This window comes from Bacillus cereus group sp. BfR-BA-01430 (assembly GCF_022663115.1).
Taxonomy (GTDB): Bacteria; Bacillota; Bacilli; order Bacillales; family Bacillaceae_G; genus Bacillus_A; species Bacillus_A cereus_BD.
On the sequence record NZ_JAKUEW010000015.1, the window covers coordinates 16,314 to 33,391 of the forward strand.

Genomic DNA, 17,078 nt, shown 5'->3' on the forward strand with positions numbered 1-17,078 from the left:
GAGGATTAAACCTCATGTGAGAGAAAAGAATATGTTGGACTCCTTACTTTTACTTTCATATAATCCTCCTTTGTAGTCGGCTAAAAGAAACATAGCGCTATACACTTTGTTTCTTCCAAAAATCATTTGGGAGTATTTAAAATTTTCATAACCCTTGATTCATCGATGAACTCTTTCCATCCCTCCACGGTAACTTCTTTTTTTATTCTTCGTTCTTCATCTCGGATAGAAAAAATTCCGAATCGATTTAAAACATTCGTCAATGCTCCCATATTCCCATACCTTAAAAACGATGTAATGGCTCGTTTTTTTAATTGAGGTATCGCATGATCTGTACGAATTAACGCTGCAAAAGGAATATACTGCCCTCTTGGGTTATAAGTCCCTTCTCCATACTGCTCGTACAATTCAATGTCTACTAGCTCCATATCTACGATACAGCATGAGTCTTGTTCTAATTCAATATGGCTAATAATATAACCAACTGATTCTTTTACTTGTTTAATAATCTTTTCTCTTTCAGAATTAGGTTGTGGCATAAATACGCCATAAACAACTCTTAATTGTTGTACATCATCTTCTAAAGGACAAACTTTCACTTCATCTTCTCTTTGGCCATAATCGTTTAAAGCACTTACTTCTACTGCATCAATTAATACATTTAGATTTTCATTAATCGCCATAATCGCGTATTGCATTCTGAATCACTCCTTTTAAATAAAACTAAAAAACCTACCAAATATTTGATAGGTTTTTTAGTTTTATTTAATTGTGATGCAATTTAATTCTTGCTCTTAACCCTGGTATTTTTAATGGATCTAGCTTGCTTAATTCTTCTATAAACACATATTCTTTTTCCAAAAGTACTTCTGCTGCATCAATTGGATACTCTTTATTTCCATCATCTAAAACAATTCCTTTATTTTTAGAATAAAAAAGGAATCCATAAGTATAGATCTCATGAATTCCCTCATTACAAACTGACATTATAAACCTCCATATTTATAAAAATATATTTTATAAACTTATACTTTATACTAAATTCCTATATTATATACAACTACTACTTCACACCCTTCCCAAAACAAGCAGAGCATGTGACCTTTATACCATATTCATGTGATTCATATCCAAATGCCCCTTCTTTTATTATGTGATTTTTACCGAATATGAAACCTTTGCCCTGGCACTTCCTACATCTCTTAACTTTCTTCATTTTCTTCATCTCAACCCCTCCTAGTTATTTTTAGATGTACATAAAAGTAGAGATAACTATGTTATATCATTTAAGTAATGGGGAACGGAGGAATCATATAACTGTTATCTCCACTCTTATATACAACTACTAAAAAAAGAGCAGATCCTTAGTGGTTCTGCTCTCTTACAATTAGAAATTTTATAGAATGTATATAAATATAAGTAATAATGTAAGCAAAAAAGAATCTTCTAACCAAAAAGCTCATTTCTTGTCCATTCATTACTTGCTCCATTTGACTAGGTTCACAAATGAAATTTATGAATGGAAAATAACTTATAGCCCCTGATAATTGTAAGGCCCATATAAATAATACAAGCATCCAACAAGCAACATATCCCCTAAAGACTCTTGAGCCCCATTGAAATATTTTCTTGTATATCGGTTTTTCTCTGCTTTTTTCTTTTAAAATTATCTCTTTTCGTAATTGAAAATCACTATCTTCAACTTTGAAAAATTTCAATTGTATCTTAGGTGGTTCAATAATTTTTTGTTCTATACAAATTTCTTCAGCCTTTTTCCACGCTATTCTTGATGTTATATATGAGTTTAAACTAAACATTCTTAACCATTTCTTTTCTTTACGTACCATATAAACAGCAAGTAAATAAGCAAGATCAATTGCCTGTTCTTTCTCATTCATATCCGTAAATTTAGGAACTAAAACACTCGTAATAGCCTTGCTGCTGTTAGTCATTACTGCAAATTCATCTAAACACACCTTTTCCTCTAAATTCCCGCCCACATTTGGATAAAAAAGTGAAAGGTTAAAACTTTCTCTCACATTAATCCCTTCATTTTTAATGAGAGTAAGTATCCTTTCTTTAGGTGAATCTTGTTTTTTTATTTCGGATACCATATTAATCACCTCCTAAAAAAGTAAAAAGAGCAGCCCAAAGGGATCTGCTCCTTAAAATAAAATTATTGCACTTCATAATCAGTACACATCACGTGCCTACGATACACTTCAAATTTCTCTACTCCCTCATTGACTAAACTGAATGATTCATCACCATTCATCTTATATATATCAAATAACGCGAATCCATCTTCTAATTCACCATTAATAAATTCACTTGCATCTTCAATATTTTCCGCCTGCACAACAGTTGATCTTCTCAAGCCACTTACAAGATGAAATGTCACAATAATATTCATTATTTTCTCCTCCATTCAAATCATGTAAAAAGAGTTTGCAACAAAAATATATATTCAGCCTAACAGCATTGTAATAATCATTTTCTCAATTCCTAACCAGGTTAAAGTGATTAAACCCAAAACCAACAACCACAAACAAGCGTCTTTTATAGTTGATTTGATGTTTTCCATCGCTAGATTATCCCCTAATAAGAGAAATAATGCACATAAGTACTGCATTAAATAATAAAGTCGTTATAACTGTAAATTTTAGCATAGCTGAAAATATTAAATGATCTTGGCCAAACATTTTCTGTCCCTCCTCCATCCCTACGCGTAACCGCGATAATAAAAAAGAGCAGAACCATTAAAATGATTCTGCTCTCTAGCATTTATTTCAGTTTACTTTTTCATATTTACGAGTTTTACCTTCTGATATTTTTTTTAAGAAGGCTTCTTTGTCTTTGGCTTCCTTAAAATCCTTTTGGAAATTCTCCCAATAGTTATTTGATTTCAAGTCTACTCTCTTAATAGATATACCTTTTTCAGTTGGTGAGACTAAATATTTTTCAGGACCATTTGAAAGAAGTAAAGGATCGCTTTTACCAAACTTTTCTTTTAATGAAAGTGATATTACAGCGTATTTTCCAGCCTTATACTCCGTTTCCTCTACCCTATACAAAGCATATTCATTAGCACGATCTCTACCACGATGCATTTTCCATTCATTATTTGCTTGTACTTCTATAAATGTAGCTCCATCATTTTCTTTATATTTTTCCCCTTTTTGAAAAGGTAGTGAATTATTACTACATCCTGAAAGAATCATAATGATTAATGCAAATAAGATTGATAATAACTTCATGTTCTTAAACATGGTCTCTTCTCTCCATTCCTATTGATAGTAACTACATTATTATATCATTATATCAACATACGAGACCTTATTATTTCATTTCTATAGCGCTATGGCACAGTGAATCTTATTTCAAGTGTACAACCCAATGTGTTTTTTTGACTAATGTGATATTAAAAACTGTAAATGTATAGAGAGCATTTAAGTTATTACAAAACACTGTAATTTTCTTTCCTAAACTATAACGTTCATCTAATTCAAAAAAACCTACACTAATGCTTTTACTTTTTAAGATTTTATTAGCTTGCAAGTTAACTTTCAGCTCACTCACCCCCTAGTTCTACTACTGTTTTGAACTAAAGCTTCGTTATATAGTGAAAAAATAACTTGTTGTGTACTATATCGATAAAACTCGGATAAGACTTTAGCTGTTGGATCGAACGTAATCATGTATTCAGTTAATCCAACTAAATGAACCAATGGTACATTTGCACTAATAAACAGATTAATACCAATAGCTTTACAACCAATTAATTGTTTCACCGCATCCATATTCTTTTTAGTAAGACAATCAAATGCAGTAATAACTAAAATTAAAATCTTTCCAGAGTCTCTACTTTCGCCTAATTGCTTTTTTGCCTTTTTTAAGGCAACAAGACATTCAGCTTCACTATTATATTTACTGAAATCCAAATGACAACTCATTACTTCTTCATGATCTAACACATCTATAATTTCATTCTGAAATTCTAAACTTAAATTATATTCACCAACCACTAAATATCCAGTAGGATATTTTCTTTTTGTTGTGATAACACCTGCAATTTTTTTCACATACCTTTCACGGTGTCCCTTTCCCATTTTCTTACTCCCTTTATATGTAGCTCGTTCAAACTTTTAGTAAGCTACCCTTTCATACAAATGATATTTGATCAACTTAATTCTGCATAAAACAATTTTTAATTATGAAATGAATAAAAATCAAAGGTCTATATTTATACATTCATAAATGCAAGAAGGAGATTCTCCATTTACAAACGTGGCGATTAGTCTCGTTTCGCCCACTCGTTAAAGGAATGCTTGTACAATCATATATTCGCTCGAGAATAATCCGTCATGGCGCTATGATTTGATGTACAGCCCTTTAAGTAATTTGTAGACTTATTGTCATTGCTACAAAATAGACCACCACTAGTTGCTTTCTTACAAGCGGTACTTATGACCCTCAGGGTTTATTCGTGTGTTTCTTCTCCTTTTTCACGAAATGGAGTGGCAAACAGTGGTCGTGGCACTCCCCCAGCATCTATATACATTTTTCAAAGAACAATTAGGATCATCGAACTAGAAAAAAGAAGGTTATTATTTCTTAGGATTAAATCCTCATCACCAACTCGTGTCGATTCCAAGATTTCAAATGATCCCTGGTGCATTTAAATTTCATGCACAATTAAAATGATCAAATTGTATGTTTACTGTTTCTTTGATTTTTCTTTACTAAATTGCTTTCTTTTCCATTGCCATTCTTGTTTTTTGTAAAACATTTTTACAGCTTCTTCCCAGTATGCTTCAGTGACTTTCATATTAGCTCACCTTCTTTGACTTTCTAATGAATTTAACTTCCATCAATTTTGCACAAGTATTAGATTTCTTTGCAATTATAACGCCATAGCTGTTTCTTACACATTTGATATACCTATATATTCTTGCTAATGGAACTTCACGTTTCCGTATTGGATCATATAGATTACCGTTATCTAAAACGATATATTCTTGTCCATGAAACGTGCTAATTGAGTGTGCCTTTCTTACTAACGCACCAGCATCCATTTCTTGCACAACTTTAACTCTATGTGTCCTTTTGCTAAATTCTTTCGTACGCATGAACATCTTCTCCAATCTTTAGTTTTTATTTTTAACAGCCGATTTTCTCAGGATCGACCGTTTCACCTAACAACAAGCTTTCAACTCAACCTAGAATCACATAAACTTTAAACAAAAATATCAAGATGAGCATTATAAAATTTTCAATACGGTCGTCAACGGATAAACAAACAAAAAAGGCGTAAACTAATGTTTTAGTCTACGCCTTTTTCTTCATAACCGAAGAACCACTTTTTAAAGAATAACTGAACAAAACCAATAATATTTGGCAGTAAAATCGCGCAAGTATACCCTTGTATAAACACACGAAACAGTATAATATTATTGATGTTGCATCTAGTTATGCTTCATCAAAGTGGGCGGCCTTTCTAAAACACCCTTGTTGTTTTAAGAAGGTCGAAAGTGATAAGAGTTGCCGCTCTTATTGCTTTCTGCCCATATACTATGTAATTGTAAGTAGTTCGCTTGTTAGATGTTCTGATAAACAATCTTTCACAAACAAGATTACACCGATTGCACAATGTCGTCAATCCATATTTTCTTAAAATTTGTAACATCTAACCAAATTACATAATAAAGATCTTCGGAAAATCCTTTGTTATCAATCTATCAGATGACCTGGATTTTTTTTTACTTTCACAAACATTTCACAAATACAAAAGATTAGAGCGTAAACAAGAACACTTGTTCTCATTTTAACACTTAATTCATAAATTGTTAATGATTTTCACAATAATTTCACAGTAATAAATCACAATGACAATATAGTTTAAAATCATAATTCAGTTTAGTTATTAGTTTGTGAATTATTCACAAAGATTTCACGTATTTCAAATTCGATATTTAGGAAATATCCCTAAAAACAACGAATGCGATTGCCTCTATTGAGACAATCGCATTCAAATTATTTAAAGGTTACCCGATTCCACCACCGGGATCTCCCATTCTAACTAATAATTGTTCTGAATCTTTTTTCACTATATTGTTTGGTTGCTCTTTACTACCAGCAGCAGTATAAATAATTCCTGCCGCAAGAACTATACTTGTTAATACAAATAATAATTTCTTCATATAGCACCACCCTCATATATTATACCATTTTTATTAAATTCTACCACCATTTTTTTAGGGAACTTGCAATAGAACCTATTACCAGCACACTCAAACAGCTCAATTGCCTTTTCGATTAAAGTAATATCATTTTTCGCTATTCCCAAATAACAATATTGCATTGGAGTTAAAAAACCATTTTTCTTTTCTAAATCATTAAGAATAGTAACTGCATTTTTGTAATTCCCCTTAATGATCTCTAAGAAAGATTCCTCAGCAGGATGATATATTTTGATTTTATCCAATTCTTTTTTATTAACTAGCTTAATAAATGCATATGTATTAAGAATTTCTTGTCGCCTTTGCTTCTCTCTTTCAAAGTAATATGGCTCTAATTGTTCCAGGGACTCTTTTATATACTTAGATGCACTATCGTAACACTCGAAAGTAAATGACTCCGCTAAATATACGAGCGCTGATGCCCTTAAAAGATTAAAACAACTCTCAGGATCTTCTAGTTCTAAAATCTCATGACATGTATTTCTCAGATTTTCAAGTTTGTCCTGGACTAAGTAAGCAAATGACAAACACTCTTTTATTCTGCCTAAATAAGCTGTCTTAATAAAACTATCGGATATATCTTCAACTTTTGGTAGTAATACGTCAGCATATTCAAATAATGAGGTGTAAGTTTCTAAATCACACATAGTATAGCAAGTTAATATGCCATACAAAACCTTCATTTCCTTTGTTTTAATAACCTTACTACCTTTACGATCTTCGAGTTTATCTAGCAATTCTTGTTTTGCAATGACACCGCTGCTACGCTGCCATACTAATTCATATACATATGCCCATTCTCGATTCATCGCAAGAGATGAATTCTTTTCCTGGTCTACAATAAATTTCAATAACAGTAAATCACCTTTAGCATTTGCATACTCCATAGCAATTCTTAGATTCTTTTTGCTTGTTGTAACAGAACAAAACGCACATAACATCTTACGCTTTTTGTTAATGTCATTCTCATATAATATGTCCAATAATTTAACTAAATTCCAAAAACCAAATTGAGTTTTCCCTGTTAAATTCTTCGAAAAAGTTCCAGGGGCAATACCAATTTCTTTAGCAATATCCTCCTGGTTCTTTTTTTGGAAATCAATCTCATCAATAATTTCACTCAAGAAATTTTTAAATATCTTTTCTGATGCTCCATCTTCTCTCTTAAGTACTCGATTCATAGTATTTCCCCTTCAATTCAAAACAAGGATTCCCCTTAAATATCTATTAAAGATAATATTAATATATGACATTTGACATAATTATACCAAAAATTATGTCAAATGTTGTCGATGAAACAAGAAAAATAGATATGCAATTATGCATATTTTATTTAGACTTCCTTAACTCCTTTTTCAGCTTTCTATTAGCCACATACAGATAAGGTTTATTCCTATAAATACCATGCTTAAAATATAGATAATTACCCTTTAAGACCGTATACTGGAGCTTCTGAGACTGCAACAATACCCAATACTTGCTTTCGTCCAAAACTACACCTGCTAGTTTCTTTCCACTAGCAAAAAACACTGTAATTTGATCCCCTACAGAAAAGACATACTCTGTTGGCTTTACATAACCAGCTGCTTTCATTTCCTCTGTATAAAAATCATTAGTATTTAACAATGGAGTATGCTGACTATGTGCAATATAAGATAAAGCACTCTTCATAATCGTATAAAAATTACCCTTCTCTGTTTTGATATAAAGATAATAAGCACCCTCAGATAATACAAAACCTTTCATACGCTTTCCATCCTTAAAAACACATGCTATCTTTTCCCCTACCCCAAACACAAATGACGTTTCCTTATCTTCAGACGTATAATTAGGCGATCTTTCTTCAACTGACAAAAACTCTTCATGTCTTATAAATTGTATTTCTGCAAAGTTAACAGTTACCTGATAAGGATCACCATCCCCCTCCACATCTAAGACACAATAATATTCCTCAATTGTTGTAACTTTCCCTTTTAACAAACTTTCATGACCAAGTAGCTTAATCTCTACATCAGTCCCCCTCATAAATACAAAAGAATGCCTATAACGTCCCTTACTATCACGATCTATAGAATAATTTTTACCCATATAGCACACCACCAATAGAATAGATTTCTAAAACAGTTTATATAATTTCACATACCATAAAGAGTACAGAAACATAAATACCTTAAAATATCCCCTAACAAAGACTAATCCTGTAAGTATTAAGCATATAACGCTATAGCTATCCCTCGCAAAAATGTATCGAAGATATAATTATGTATTGGCACAGTGGACAATTAAAAATTAGCCAGCAGGTAACCCTTCGATTAGGCTATATGACACCGTTTCTTCTGCCATAGCGCTATTGTTTTTTGCTTGTAGTAAGATATTACCCATTTGGGGGAACAGCTCGTTTAAATAGCTTAAATAACTTTCTCTTTTTCGCCCTTTTTCACGTAATGCAAATGAAATTAACATGCCAATTGTTGAAAAGCCTGTTTTAGCTGTTTTCCCTTTTCCTTCAACAGTCTTATATATTTTATTACTCTTCTTCAAAACAATGTTAAGGGTGCTTCTAGGGATGTTAATCGCTTCACATAGCTCTTTTTGTGTAAAGTATAACACAGGTTTATTTTTAGAATTCATTGACAGGAAAGCAATAATATCCGCTTCCCACTCATGCCAATGAGAACGTACTCGATCCTGGCGTTGTTTTTTGTGTTTTCTCCAAAACGTAGCTGGTGATCTAAACGAATTAGCTTGTCCAGGTGTCGCATATGTTTGAAGTAGACGATCAATATAATCTTTATGTGCAGCCTGGTACTTTCCTGAATATGCAGACATGACAATTCCTCTAACTTCAGCATGATCTAAAGGTTGTTCCAGGTTACTATTAAACTGATCCATCATATCTAGTGTCTCTTTAATTGACACTTCACTTTGAAAACATGCTAATGAAAGCGTGAAAATCGCATTATTACGCCCTGCTTTTGTTTGTCGTGGCGCTATATTCGTACAATTTATTACTTGCTTAAACCATGCTTCTTCTACCTGTTTTGGTTGTTCTACAGGTTTGTTTTTAGAAAATGGTGTTTCAATTACGTTATTTTCTCCTTGAATTGCAAAAAACTCTTTGCCTTTATTATCATCTTGTCGTTTACTCCATTCCTGCAGCTCCTTGAAAGAATATACATTCTCCTCAAAAAACATAATGATATTCTCTTCTGAAGGCATTCTAAAGAAACCAAAGTGATTACAAGTCAAATCAACTTTAGGCAAATTCTCAGCAAACATTTCTCTTAAGTTTTGAGAAATTCTTTTTGCTGATTTAATCGCAATATAATTTTTGTTATTTGTTACATATACAGCTTGATCCAACACATAATACACTTGATAACCTTTTGTTGTTTCTAGAATCATTGTAGGTACACCAAAACCAGCGTTTAACGCAACATCGTTAATCGCTGTCATAGGAAATGACTTTGAATCAATATCGATTACAAAGCAATTAATTTGCTGTAAATTCTTTTCTGTATGGCCAACAATAGTACGAAGACCATTCTCGCTATATGTACCAAAATTATATACATTAGGTGTCCAGTGAGACGCTTGTCCAACATGATCCAGTACAGCTTCTTCACTCGTTAATACCACACCACGAGTCCCGAATTTCGCACTTAAATCTTCTTTTTTACGTGTAATAAAGATAGAGCCTTTTTTATTTTTCTTACCGTTTAGAATCTTCTTTTCAAGTTTTTCTTGAGCTGCAATAGAAACAAGTGCAGCTTTTGAATTTTGATATTTATATTTACGAACACCATTGTGAAGAATAAGATTAATAGCTTTCTGTGCTGTACTCATGTTAGGTCTCCTTTCTACTAGACTTAAAACAAAAAAAGGTGAGCAGTTATATCACTGCTCACCTTGATAAATAGACTTCCCGAATTGTACACAAAGGCAGAAAAATCCATACTTAAATACGCTTATAGATGCACTTAAATAAGGGTTTCTATCTTTACAAATCTACACTAATTAACTATACTAATAAGAGATATTTCATATCTCAATAGCATAGTTAATTAGAACGGTTTGGGAAGTTTACTCACTGGTGTGGCAGTGACGTAAATGGAATACAAGATGTTTCCAGCAAATTGTATTCACCAAGAAGTAGAAATGTTTCCAGCAGATCTACTTCTTAAAGTCTAAATGAGAGGCAGTTTCTCAATTAGACTACCGTTCTTTTTTTATTTGTTTTTGTTTATGTTTATGTGTCTTTTATATATCCTACAAATTCTTTCGAATTTTTTATGTATATTATCAAACTAAATCGTATTGTGTTGAGAAACTTGTTGTCTATAACGTTACAACAAGTTTTTTTATTTGTAAATAACTATCTAATTTGTAATATCTCACACTACAAAAAAACGAGAATGTTATTTTATACTTTTATACTTTACTAGTTTGAGTTTATAGTGTAAAATGAAAGTATAAGATTATGAAAGTATAAAAAACTTTTTTATGAGGTGACGGAAAAATGTGTAAAGTTATTACAACAGGGAATTTCAAGGGCGGAGTTGGAAAAACTACTAATGCAGTAATGTTAGCTTATACTTTTGCAACCCAAGGTAAAAACACTTTATTAGTAGACTTAGATCCACAAGCAAATGCTACAGATTTACTGTTTAATACAATGAAGAAAGTACATTCAATTGAACCGGAATTCAAGAAAACATTGGCGATGGCTCTAATAGATGCAAACTTAGAAAGTGCATTGGTTAATGTGCTACCGAAGTTAGATTTATTGCCTTCTTATGAAGATTTACAAACATATGAAAAATTTCTCTTCAAGAATTTTGATGATGATTATTCACAAGATACATATTTCGCAAAGCAACTAAATGCAATTAAAGAAAAATATGATTATATTTTAATTGACGTTCCACCACAACTAAATAAGTTTGCAGATAGTGCCTTAGTTGCAAGCGATTATGTTATGGTTATATTACAGACACAAGAAAGGTCCCTAAAGGGTGCTCAGAAGTACATTGAACATGTTTTTTCATTAGCCGATGATTATGAACTTACATTAGAAATCGTTGGGGCGCTACCTGTACTGATGCAAAATGGCAATGAAATTGATAAGGATATTCTTCAGGAAGCTGTAGAGATCTTCGGCAAACCAAATGTATTTAGTAATATCATTAAACAAATGGCTCGTTTAAAAAGGTTTGACAGAACAGGAATCACCTATAATATGAAAGATATACATGATAAAAATGTTCACAATGTATATCGAAATATTGCAAGTGAACTTGAAGAGAGAATTGAAATTTTGGAAGGAATGAAATAAGCACATGAATAACAATATCGCCAAAGAAGAACTGGGTATGATTAAAAACAGAAAGAAGAAAACTCAAGGATCGGAAAACTTTCTACCTGAAAACCAAGAAGAACAAAAACGTAGTTTCCCAGAGGATGAGCTGATGTTTGTAAAACCCAAGAAAAAGCTAACTACAAAAGATTTACCAAAATCGATTCGAATTTCTATAGAAACACATGCAGCAATATCAGCACTCGCTACACTTCAAGGTCTTAATATTTATGAAGTAGTAAACCAGATGGTAGAAGAAAAAGTCGCTTCATTACCACCTGCGCAGCAAAAACTAGTGAAAAATACAGTTAAACAGGTGATCGAATTAAAAAAAAATAAGGGGTAGGTATAAAATAATTTTGTACCTACCTAAATATGGATTTATACTTTCACAAAAATATAATAGTATAAAAATATGAAAGTAGGTGATGATTATGAGGAAGATTGGTATTCTAGCTTTAGCTATCCTGTCTTTAGTATTCTTTAATGTAATATCATTACAAACCATCGGAACTTTAGCTCTCTTAATGGCAGCAGGGATTGGCTTATATATCTTGTTTTATACTTTAATCGCTTTCCTGGCACTAGGATTATCTATCGTTGGCGTTATCGCGGCCATCAGTCTTATTACTTATGCTACAACAAATCTAATTTAACATAGATCAGGAGGAATAACTATGGAGCTCGCAAAAGAATTAGAAATCATCCTACGCTGCAAACAATTACTATCTGCAGCCTATTCTGTTGGAGGTAGTGAAAGAATTGAGTTTATACGGAAGGGACATACATACATGTACTTCGCAATAACTTCACCATACGAAGAAACTCGCTATTACCGAATAGATGATTTATTGGATACGCATCAATTAGAAGGAAATAAGTGGGTGTATTCAATGACGATATAGCGTCGTAGCTCATTAGAAAGGAGATTAAACATGGCCAAAACTAAAGGCAAACAAATCATAGAAGCAACTATTAAAGCTCAAGTTGCTCAAAGTTATTATGAATGCCAAAAATGGATTAATGAAACACTAAGATTAATGGCCAAAGATACAAAACTTGAACAAGATGTTAATTGGGCATTAGAAATTTGCAACAATTTTAGCAATCTAAAAAATAAACATTAAAGGAGAATCTAGATGATCACTCAAAAACAAAACAAAATCTCTGAAAAAGACTTAGAAATATTAAAACTGTTAGCACATCCAGCAAGATTCAAAATTACACTTGAGTTATTGCATAATCAAAAACTAAATGTAACACAATTAACAAGTTTAGTAGACTTACCACAATCAACGATATCACAGCATTTATCAAGAATGAAAGGTAAAATATTAGGTTTTGATAGAAAGGGGTTAGAAGTGTATTACTACATCAATAACGAAACGGCCAGAAAAGTCGTGTTAACTTTGCTAGATAAATAAAACTAAATATAAAGGAGATTACTACTATGGATACAATATTAAACAAAGAAGTATCAACTTCATTTTTCGATCAATTTTTCAGTGAAAATAAAGTTGAAAATGACGTATTTGTAATCAGCGTTAACAAAAAATATTTCTTTATCGAAAGTAATACAGTTATCGATATGATTAAAAAATTTTCACCTAAAGATCAACAATACATAAAACGACACTTACTCTTATGTAATTTATTAAATAGAGATCTTAGTACTTGTTTGAAGGAGATTGCTACTGATTACGTAAGGACATTTTTTGGAGATACTGATGATAAAAAAATAGAATGCAAGCTCCTACCCTTACATTCTATCTATAACATGAACTAAAGAGTAAACAATTATTCTTTAGCACAATATACCCGCTCTATTATACTATTTAATATAAATTGTGTAAAAGAGAAATTTTGAGCAAGTATTTCAAATGTCTTCATTTGGAAAAAGATGAAGACATGACAATGAAAAATTTTGAAACCTTCAGTGAGAGTTATAGTGTTACTTTTGAAACAAAAAGAGTAGATGCGAAAAACGTAAACATAAAGATATATGAGCCAGTAAAAATTATTAAGATTATAAAGGAGCAGTCGTAATTACTTATCTCTAAAGGAATCCAGTTGGATTCCTTTTTAAATCCGTTTTAAATTATCAGAATTTTCTTGAAAAATATTTTTTATTCCCTCTTAATACTCCACCGTACTTCATTTCTTGTTAGTATATACATAAATATATGTATATGAAATATAGTAGAAAGAGAGGGAAATTATGGACCATCAACTGAAAACAAACGATAAGATCACACAACTTTTAAACAAATGGTATCAAGAAATTCGTGCCCAACACAAAAAGGGAGCAACAAACTTAAAAAACGAGATTGATAATTACATTAATAATATTAATGAAGATCCCAATTTACTATTCCATTATTCTCTTCTAACTTTTCGCTTTAATGTTCTAATTGATCATCTAAGCATTACACCATCAAGTTTTCAGGAAATTGATTCACTGGATGTACCACAAAATGAACTACTATCTTATTATTACTACTTTTTTAAAGGGATTCACGCAACACTAATTTCAAATAATAACGAAGCCTGGGAATATTACGAAAAAGCTGAAAGGCTATTACAAAATATTCATGATGATCTTGAAGTAGCCGAATTCAGCTATCGTTTTGCTAACTTCTACTTGCATACTTATCAATCTCTGTTAGCAATTCAATATGTAACTACAGCTAAAGAAATCTTTTCTAAACATAACGGTTACGAAAATAATATTGCTGCATGTGAAAATCTATACGGTCTAGCATGTATCGACATAAGACAGTTCCCCATAGCTGAAGAAAAATTTAATTCTGCAATAGATATTTTACGTAAAAACAATGAGGATTCTCTAATATTAAGAGTCCGAAATAATTTAGGTTTTTTATATAGTAGCCAAAACTTATCTACTTTGGCACTTCGACATTTAACAGAAGTAACAACTAAATCTCCAAATCATTTTAAAGCACTTTTCCTTGAAGCTAGGGAACATTTTAAACTCGGTGAAGTGAATCAGTCAGCTGAGTTAATCGAACGAGGATTGGCGATTTGTAAGCGACTAGACAACAAAGAATACCTATATCACTTCAAAATTTTAGATGTACTGAATAAAGATGTATCGGCTTCTGTCCTCGAAGAACTATTTTTGGAAGCTATCTCGTTTTTCGATACACAACAACTCTATAATTACACACAAGAATACACCGAAAAATTAGCAGTTAAGTTCTACGAGGAAAATAATGACTTAAAAGCTAGCAAGTACTTTTACCTTAGTCACCAAGCTAAAGAAAAAACTTTTGAAAAAGGAGCGTTAAAATAATGAACAAATTTATTGGAATGATCTTAGGCTTAACACTTTCATCTGTTTTATCTATAGGGTTAGCATCCCCTACACAATTGGAAGCTAAGAAACATATTGAGCCACCAAACTCTAATACAATCATGTACTTAGAGGCTAGTCATGGCGATTCCTGGTAATACATAGGGATTTATTTGACAACTCACAAAAAGGGCACTCCAAAACGGCGTGCCCTTTTCTATAATCATTAAATACTCTATCTAATCAATTACTTCTTCACTTCTACCCATTTATAATTAAATTCTGCACCAAAATCATTTACCACAATACCTTTCACAGAAGAACGCTGCAAATAGGATCTCCCTTGCTGATAGAAAGGTGCTACTGCCCCATCTTCTAACAAAATCTTTTCAGCCTTTTTCATCGCTTCCCAACGTGCATCTTTATCACCAGCTAAGTCATTTTTTACTTTATGAATTAATTCATCATATTCCTTATTGGAATACTTATCAAAGTTATATGTACTATCTGTCGTAAATAAATCTAAAAATGTAATAGGATCAGGAATATCTGGTCCCCATACATCTACACCGATATCATAATCACTATTTAATAACAACTTAATTTGCTGTTTACGTGGTTGCGTTTTAATATTCACTGTTAGTCCATTCAGATTTTTTTCAAGCTCCCCTTTTAAATATTCTGCATTTTTCTTCGCTATTGCATTATCACTGGTCAGCAATTCCAGTGATATTTGTTCTCTCCCCAACTCTTCTTTTGCTTTCTTCCAGTTTTCCTTTGCTCCATTCACATCATCCTTCACTAAAATTCCGTTCTCTTCTCGGAAATCCTTACCGTTTCTTCCTTTTGCAAGACCTGTAGGAACAATCCCTTCCGCCGGAATAGATCCATTATTTAATACTGTTTCTACAAAAGTTTTCTTATTCATCGCCTTACTAATCGCCAAACGAACATTTTTATTTTTTAATATTTCATTTTTTTGATTCAAACGCAAAAACTGTACAGTAACTCCAGGACGCTGCTTGAAATCTGGATCACTTCTATATTTATCAACAAATTCTCCTGTTAGTCCAACACGATCAAGTTGACCCGATTCGTATAGATTTATTTCCGTTGACTTATCTTTTACAATATCAAAATTAATTTCATCTACTTTAACTGTTTTTGCTCCCCAATAGTTTTCATTCTTTTTTAATTGAAAACTTTGTTCATGTTTCCAGTTACTCAGTGTAAATGCCCCATTATACAATAGTTGATCAGATTCTAAGCCATACCGATTCCCTTTTGATTCAAAGTATTTTTCATTAATCGGTAAAAATGTCGAAAATGTTGTTAAATATATAAAATAAGGAACAGGTTGTTCTAATTGCACTTCTAACGTTTTACTATCAACGGCCTTTATTCCTAACTGATCTACGGGTAATTCTTTACTATTTATTTTCTTTGCATTTTTTATATCAAAAAACAAAAATGCATATTCCGCTGTTGTATCAGGGTTTACAGCTCGCTTCCAAGAAAATACGAAATCTTCAGCTGTAACAGGCGTTCCATTTGACCATTTTGAATCTCTCAGGTGGAATGTATATGTTTTTTGATCCGCACTCACATCATATGATTTCGCCACACCAGGGATTAATTCATTCCCTTCTCCCAGTGTATAAAGTCCTTCAAACACATTCCTCATTACATTCATAGACTCTCCATCAGTTGCTTTTGTTACGTCCATCGTTGGGATCTCCGCGATATACGGTAAATGAACGGATTGTTTTTTTGAATTCTTGTCCTTTTCTTTTACTTTACTTACATTCTTTGTTTCGCCACTACTACAAGAAGTAAGTAGGAGGCTAACTCCTATAATAGAAGCCACAAACGGTGTAACTTTTTTTAGCATCTTGCTTTCTTCCTCTCTAAATATGCGGTTCATAGTATTAGATCGTCTATATGTAGAATTATAAAAACTAAAAGAAGAGAGACATTTTCTCCTTATATGCTGCATCTAAACAATAAACCTCTTATTTCATTACCACTAAAAACGTAGCACTCTAAAGTTTACTGTGTCAATCACTAAAATATATTTCCGTTATGGTATGTGAAATTATAAACGTGTATCTTAATAAAAATCCACAATAACTACACTATATGTATGTTTTTGTATAGAATACAAGTGTAT

22 protein-coding genes are annotated in these 17,078 nt (G+C 32.0%); 9 read left to right on the forward strand and 13 right to left on the reverse strand.

The window, feature by feature from the left end; translation table 11 throughout:
* Positions 1-122: 122 nt before the first annotated feature.
* From MR058_RS19030 to repS, 12 genes are all read right to left on the reverse strand, one after another.
* On the reverse strand, positions 123-698 hold the full coding sequence (locus MR058_RS19030; protein WP_094374107.1) for a hypothetical protein: 576 nt from the start codon (positions 696-698) through the stop codon (positions 123-125).
* Between the two features lie 67 nt (positions 699-765).
* A complete protein-coding gene (locus tag MR058_RS19035; RefSeq protein ID WP_094374109.1) occupies positions 766-987 on the reverse strand; it encodes a hypothetical protein in 222 nt (73 codons plus the stop codon).
* A 76-nt stretch (positions 988-1,063) separates the two neighbouring features.
* Positions 1,064-1,225, reverse strand: a complete 162-nt coding sequence (locus MR058_RS19040) for a hypothetical protein (RefSeq protein WP_162533112.1) — start codon at positions 1,223-1,225, stop codon at positions 1,064-1,066.
* A 139-nt stretch (positions 1,226-1,364) separates the two neighbouring features.
* Positions 1,365-2,114 (reverse strand): hypothetical protein, encoded by a 750-nt coding sequence (locus MR058_RS19045; protein ID WP_094374111.1) that lies wholly within the window; start codon positions 2,112-2,114, stop codon positions 1,365-1,367.
* A 62-nt stretch (positions 2,115-2,176) separates the two neighbouring features.
* On the reverse strand, positions 2,177-2,413 hold the full coding sequence (locus tag MR058_RS19050) for a hypothetical protein (protein WP_094374113.1): 237 nt from the start codon (positions 2,411-2,413) through the stop codon (positions 2,177-2,179).
* 376 nt (positions 2,414-2,789) lie between these two features.
* Positions 2,790-3,269: a DUF5512 family protein gene (locus tag MR058_RS19055; protein ID WP_094374115.1), complete on the reverse strand. Its 480-nt coding sequence runs from the start codon at positions 3,267-3,269 to the stop codon at positions 2,790-2,792.
* Between the two features lie 306 nt (positions 3,270-3,575).
* Positions 3,576-4,109, reverse strand: coding sequence for a hypothetical protein (locus tag MR058_RS19065; RefSeq protein WP_094374118.1), 534 nt, complete (start codon positions 4,107-4,109; stop codon positions 3,576-3,578).
* Positions 4,110-4,829: 720 nt separating this feature from the next.
* Positions 4,830-5,129, reverse strand: coding sequence for a hypothetical protein (locus MR058_RS19070; RefSeq protein WP_162533116.1), 300 nt, complete (start codon positions 5,127-5,129; stop codon positions 4,830-4,832).
* Between the two features lie 915 nt (positions 5,130-6,044).
* Complete coding sequence (locus MR058_RS19075) at positions 6,045-6,200, reverse strand: hypothetical protein (protein WP_204082014.1); 156 nt, start codon at positions 6,198-6,200, stop codon at positions 6,045-6,047.
* The gene (locus tag MR058_RS19080) at positions 6,197-7,420 is read right to left on the reverse strand and encodes an AimR family lysis-lysogeny pheromone receptor (protein ID WP_094374122.1); all 1,224 of its coding nucleotides are present in this window, start codon (positions 7,418-7,420) and stop codon (positions 6,197-6,199) included. The genes MR058_RS19075 and MR058_RS19080 overlap by 4 nt, the downstream gene beginning before the upstream one ends.
* Before the next feature lie 148 nt (positions 7,421-7,568).
* The gene (locus MR058_RS19085) at positions 7,569-8,327 is read right to left on the reverse strand and encodes a hypothetical protein (RefSeq protein ID WP_162533117.1); all 759 of its coding nucleotides are present in this window, start codon (positions 8,325-8,327) and stop codon (positions 7,569-7,571) included.
* 201 nt (positions 8,328-8,528) lie between these two features.
* Positions 8,529-10,085 carry a replication initiation protein RepS gene (gene repS / locus MR058_RS19090; RefSeq protein ID WP_094374126.1) on the reverse strand — a complete coding sequence of 519 codons (1,557 nt, stop codon included), beginning with the start codon at positions 10,083-10,085 and terminating at the stop codon, positions 8,529-8,531.
* A 673-nt stretch (positions 10,086-10,758) separates the two neighbouring features.
* Between repS and MR058_RS19095 the strand changes: the two genes are divergently transcribed.
* The 9 genes from MR058_RS19095 to MR058_RS19135 all read left to right on the forward strand — a co-directional run bounded on the left by MR058_RS19095 (position 10,759) and on the right by MR058_RS19135 (position 15,066).
* Entirely contained in the window at positions 10,759-11,574 is an 816-nt protein-coding gene (locus tag MR058_RS19095) for a ParA family protein (protein WP_094374128.1), read from the forward strand.
* A gap of 4 nt (positions 11,575-11,578) precedes the next feature.
* A complete protein-coding gene (locus MR058_RS19100; RefSeq protein ID WP_094374130.1) occupies positions 11,579-11,941 on the forward strand; it encodes a hypothetical protein in 363 nt (120 codons plus the stop codon).
* A gap of 88 nt (positions 11,942-12,029) precedes the next feature.
* A complete protein-coding gene (locus MR058_RS19105; protein ID WP_094374131.1) occupies positions 12,030-12,251 on the forward strand; it encodes a hypothetical protein in 222 nt (73 codons plus the stop codon).
* A 21-nt stretch (positions 12,252-12,272) separates the two neighbouring features.
* Complete coding sequence (locus tag MR058_RS19110; RefSeq protein WP_094374133.1) at positions 12,273-12,500, forward strand: hypothetical protein; 228 nt, start codon at positions 12,273-12,275, stop codon at positions 12,498-12,500.
* A 30-nt stretch (positions 12,501-12,530) separates the two neighbouring features.
* Positions 12,531-12,722: a hypothetical protein gene (locus MR058_RS19115; RefSeq protein ID WP_094374135.1), complete on the forward strand. Its 192-nt coding sequence runs from the start codon at positions 12,531-12,533 to the stop codon at positions 12,720-12,722.
* A 12-nt stretch (positions 12,723-12,734) separates the two neighbouring features.
* On the forward strand, positions 12,735-13,019 hold the full coding sequence (locus MR058_RS19120; RefSeq protein ID WP_094374137.1) for an ArsR/SmtB family transcription factor: 285 nt from the start codon (positions 12,735-12,737) through the stop codon (positions 13,017-13,019).
* Positions 13,020-13,045: 26 nt separating this feature from the next.
* The gene (locus MR058_RS19125) at positions 13,046-13,381 is read left to right on the forward strand and encodes a hypothetical protein (protein WP_094374139.1); all 336 of its coding nucleotides are present in this window, start codon (positions 13,046-13,048) and stop codon (positions 13,379-13,381) included.
* A gap of 432 nt (positions 13,382-13,813) precedes the next feature.
* Complete coding sequence (locus tag MR058_RS19130) at positions 13,814-14,908, forward strand: response regulator aspartate phosphatase (RefSeq protein WP_094374143.1); 1,095 nt, start codon at positions 13,814-13,816, stop codon at positions 14,906-14,908.
* Positions 14,908-15,066 carry a general stress protein gene (locus MR058_RS19135; RefSeq protein WP_094374145.1) on the forward strand — a complete coding sequence of 53 codons (159 nt, stop codon included), beginning with the start codon at positions 14,908-14,910 and terminating at the stop codon, positions 15,064-15,066. The genes MR058_RS19130 and MR058_RS19135 overlap by 1 nt, the downstream gene beginning before the upstream one ends.
* Positions 15,067-15,155: 89 nt before the next feature.
* Here the strand turns inward: MR058_RS19135 and MR058_RS19140 are convergent, their stop codons facing one another.
* Complete coding sequence (locus MR058_RS19140; RefSeq protein ID WP_094374147.1) at positions 15,156-16,799, reverse strand: peptide ABC transporter substrate-binding protein; 1,644 nt, start codon at positions 16,797-16,799, stop codon at positions 15,156-15,158.
* Positions 16,800-17,078: the final 279 nt, after the last annotated feature.